The organism is Pedobacter sp. 01T416_2 (genome assembly GCF_056398925.1).
On sequence record NZ_JBFTQI010000500.1, the window covers coordinates 1 to 4473 of the forward strand.

General features: G+C 35.2%; 4 protein-coding genes. 2 read left to right on the forward strand and 2 right to left on the reverse strand.

Features of this window, described 5'->3' with window-relative positions:
• On the reverse strand, positions 1–321 hold a 321-nt coding region (locus tag AC1DPQ_RS18915; protein WP_477610532.1), incomplete at its 3' end, for an MBL fold metallo-hydrolase.
• 660 nt (positions 322–981) lie between these two features.
• Here AC1DPQ_RS18915 and AC1DPQ_RS18920 point away from each other — a divergent pair.
• The gene (locus tag AC1DPQ_RS18920) at positions 982–1998 is read left to right on the forward strand and encodes a LacI family DNA-binding transcriptional regulator (protein WP_215128868.1); all 1017 of its coding nucleotides are present in this window, start codon (positions 982–984) and stop codon (positions 1996–1998) included.
• A 21-nt stretch (positions 1999–2019) separates the two neighbouring features.
• Here AC1DPQ_RS18920 and AC1DPQ_RS18925 read toward each other — a convergent pair whose 3' ends face one another.
• Positions 2020–2955 (reverse strand): helix-turn-helix transcriptional regulator, encoded by a 936-nt coding sequence (locus AC1DPQ_RS18925; protein ID WP_477610533.1) that lies wholly within the window; start codon positions 2953–2955, stop codon positions 2020–2022.
• 294 nt (positions 2956–3249) lie between these two features.
• On the opposite strand from AC1DPQ_RS18925, the gene AC1DPQ_RS18930 reads away from it, so the two are divergent.
• A partial coding sequence (locus AC1DPQ_RS18930; protein WP_477610534.1) for a TonB-dependent receptor plug domain-containing protein occupies positions 3250–4473 on the forward strand: 1224 nt, incomplete at its 3' end.

The following is a 4473-nucleotide window of genomic DNA, read 5'->3' on the forward strand; positions in this document are numbered from 1 at the left end:
AAAAGCCTTACTCCCAATAAATGAAAACGGAGATGGGGTTTTGCTAAAAACAGGATCAACCAGAATTCTTAAGCCCTCTACTTTGATGAGGTATGATGAATGTCCAAACCATATAATTTCAGGAGCGCCGCTTTTAGGGCTTCCATTTAGGTTAGGTGAAATAAAATGAAGTGCTTTATCTGGAGCCTTATTAGGATGTTTTTCGAAAAGAAATGCATTTAAAACTTTAAAAAAACTAACACCTTCAGGCTGCATTAATGTTATCGACTGATTTTGCAATGCACCATCACGATAGTTAGCCAAATGGTGGATTTTTTCCAATCGTAATCCCTTGGGTAAACGGCCAAAAACAGGAAGGTTCGTTATAATGAAGAACGCGATTAAGRTAAAAAGTAAAATGTATACAGCTATCATTTTTTAAAATTAATAAAACCAAAGTAGGAATATGATTTTAAAAAAGAAGCCTGAGTGAGTTATATGACGTATGGATTACTTCTTAAGCGTTTAAATAGCAATACCTCAACTTATTGAAGTATTGCTGTAAAAGCTTTAAAATAATTAGAATAAGGCACTACTTTATTTATAACAAGCATAAATTTTATACCTTTGAATAAGGGTTAAACATATAGCTTAGATAACTTTTGTGCCTGCTTGCAGGAAAATAATCCGATTTGGCGAGGAGTGGTACGAACACTTCTCGTCTTTTTTGTTTAAATACCCCTCCAAATTGAGGGGTACTATTGTTAATCATTGGGGTGTAATTTATGATTGTATATCAATTTCTTTTTTTAAAGGGCTAAAATTGCATTCTATTTATAATTTTTCTATTATTATTTTTTAGAACGTATAGCTTTTAGCTTTTCCGAAAGTATTGATATTTATATAGCAGAGGAAAGAAATGAGAAAAAAAAACAACGCAAACGTTTGATTAATTTTGTATTATTACATATTGAAGAAATTTAATGTAGTTTAGCACTCAGAATGCAGTCGAAACCAACAACCATCAAAGAGATAGCCAGAATCTTAAACATTTCTCCATCCAGTGTTTCCAGGGGATTGCACGATCATCCGAGCATTGGAGCAGTAACCAGGGAGAAAATTAAGCAGTTGGCGAAATCTCTAAACTATGAGCCTAATAATGCGGCAATTCTTTTTCAAAAAGGGAAAACATATACTATTGGCGTAATTTTACCTGAGCTATCCGAACACTTTTTCTCTATTGCTATTTCTGCAATTGAAGATGAAGCCATTAAGAAAAACTATACAGTTATTTTTGCGCAGTCGCACGATAATTACGATCAGGAAGTAAAGCTCGTTGAAAAAATGAAAAATCAACGGGTAGATGGTTTATTGGTATCCATCAGTAAAGACACTTCAAAGTTTGATCATTTCGAGAAGCTCAATTCATTCAATATACCTGTCGTATTTTTTGACCGGATACCTCCTTTTAAAAACGTGCATTATGTAGCGTGTAGCTTAGAAAGTGCAACAATTAAAGCGGTGAACTATCTTTTGAAAAAAGGACATAGAAGTATTGGGATGATTAATGGGCCAAGTACATTGTACGCAAGTGAGGAACGTAAAGATGGCTATATGCAGGCGATTACTTTTAACCGCTTAAAATTTGATCCATCTTTAGTGGTAAACTGTGATTTAACTGAGGAAGGTACTATCGATGCTGCCAATCAATTTTTAAATCATAAGCGTAAACCTACAGCAATTGTGGCCTTTAACGATTATGTAGCACTTTTCCTGATTAAGTATTTTAAAAAGCTGAATGTAATTAATGATTTTGACGTAGTGAGTTATGCAAATCTGCCCATTATCAGCTATTTGGATAATTCGCCGGTAGCTTCAGTTGAACAATACCCCTATTTACAAGGACAAAAAGCAGCTAATATTTTGTTAGATCTTATTCATAGCCCTAATTCTGAGAACCAAGCCTACTACAACACCATTGTAGAGTCTGATTTGATTGTAAACGAGGTAAAAGAATAAACAAACGTTTGCGCTAAATTTCTAGTTTTTGTTTAAACTTCCAGGTAAAACATTAAACTGTTTTTTAAAAGCAGTGATAAAATGTTGTGCATTTTTATAACCTACAAGGAAGGCAACTTCATTCACCGTTTTCTTTTCCTTGGATAGAAAATAGTGCGCCTTTTCCATCCTGATTTTATATAAATAGCCAAACACTGTATAGCCGGTAAGTTCTTTAAATCCTCTTTTAAGTTTATAGTCATTAATCCCAGCCTTACGCGAAAGTTCCATTAATGAATTAGGCCTTTGCAAATCATGCTCTACCAATTGTTTGGCCAACAGAATCTTTTCTATATCCTCCTTTTTTAAAACGTATGTTTGTTTCTCTTGTTTTTGATTAAAATAAGCAATAATCAATTCAAAGATCCTAGCTTCAAGGAATAGACGTTTTACCCTACCCTCGTGTTTAGGATAAATAATCTGCTGCAGTATCAACCCGATTTCCGGACTGATCAACTTTTGGATTCCGGTTTTAATATCGTGACCAAGTTCTCCTCCTGTTACCTGCTCAAAATAATCTTCTGTGAACTGTATATAAAGGCATCTGGTTTTCTCTGTGATATTAAATTTGATCGAATTAACGCCACCTGCATTAAAATCCTGCTCGTTTTTAGCCAATGATAATAAATTATCGTGCTGATGATTATAATAATAGTTGATTGCACCGCTCAGACAAAATAAAAAGCCAATATGTTGCGGAGAAGATTCAAAGCAAAAATTCTCTTCCTGATTCGGATGGATCTCCATAATGCCAATGTGGATTCCCCTAAACCACATTTCTTTTATTTGGTACTTTACATCGTTCTCATCTAATGTTACAACAGCCTCATCTATGTCGGTTATGCTTTCAAAATTATTAGGATAGGCATTCTCATAAATGATATTTCCTTTAGGATAGCTTGAGAGTTTAATTGTCATCTGTATAAATTATTAATTTATTGCTCATTGTTTTCAATGGCATTTTTCACTTGCATTTATTTTCTCAATGGTGTTCAAGAGAACGCTTCGCTTAGTTAATGAGCGCGCAAAAGCTCGGTTTTTTTAAAGGTCTTGAAGCGCTCATGATTTTATTCATCCCAATGTGTGATTTGAAAATCATGATGATTTCGTATTTATTTAATCCGTTTGGCGGTATTAATTATCCGTTTAGCGTTATCTGTTTTTTCTGATTATCTACAAATTTGCGCAATTATTTATAATTAGTCTAAATAAATGAAGATATATTTATCAATTGCCTTATCGCTTTGTGGATTTGTTACTGTGGCTCAAGAAATTAAAGTTGATACTACAAAGGCAAATGATTTAAAGGATGTGGTGGTTACAGGGCAATATGGCCCGCAAACCTTGAGGAACTCGGTATACAATGTAAAAACAATAAGTGCAGATCGGATTAAGCTAAGGGCTGCCACCAATGTGCAGCAGATTTTAAATACCGAACTCGGTTTCCGTTTTAGCAACGATTTAACTTTAGGTACAACCGATGTTTCTTTAATGGGGATGACTGGCCGAAATATTAAAATTTTATTGGATGGTGTACCAATGGTAGACCGATCTGATGCCCGCGAAAGTTTAAACCAAATCGACATTAACACCATTGAGAGGATAGAAATTGTAGAAGGTCCGATGTCTGTTGTGTATGGCACCGATGCGCTGGCCGGAGTAATTAATATTATAACCAAAAATCCCGGAAAGCAATTGTTAAGCGTTAATGCGCGTGTACAGGAAGAAAGCGCTGGGAAAGAATATAACCTACTCAATGGTGCAGGCCAGCATAATCAGAATTTAAGTATTAGCTGGCAACAAAAAGGCTGGAGTGTTTTGCTCGGTGCATCGCATAACGATTTTGGTGGCTGGAATATGGCTCCGAAAACAGCATTTTTAGAAGAATTTAATAGCTATAAAAATCAATGGAAACCTAAGGAGCAATGGCTTGGTAATACGAAAATTGGCTATAGAAATCAAAACTTTAGTATATGGTATCGCTTAGATGGGCTAAACGAAGATATCGATTCGCGATTTGGAATAAACCCATCGAGTTTCGAAGGGAAGCTGTCTACCTATACCACCAAACGTTATGCGCAACAATTGCAGTCTGAATGGAGGGTAAATAATAAATTACAGATTACAGCTATAGGCGGATATACCGATCTACAACGATCAACCCACACCGTTATCCATAATTTTACAAACAACACAGAACGATTAAGTGACGATAAGGGTGAACAAGATATAGCAAAATTCAACTCAGCTATTTTTAGGTCAACTGCAATTTACACCTTAAATAAATCAGTTTCATTTCAGCCTGGTATCGAATACAATAGAGATGCTGCTAGCGGGCAAAGGATTAACGGTGCGCCTGTAATTAATGATTATGCCGCGTTTATTTCTGCCGAGATTAAACTTGACAATGGAATAAGTGTAAGACCAGGATTGAGG

Coding starts and splice junctions, on each gene's coding strand:
- AC1DPQ_RS18920 (WP_215128868.1), top strand. CDS start 982: ATGCAGTCGAAACCAACAACCATCAAAGAGATAGCCAGAATCTTAAAC.
- AC1DPQ_RS18925 (WP_477610533.1), bottom strand. CDS start 2,955: ATGACAATTAAACTCTCAAGCTATCCTAAAGGAAATATCATTTATGAG.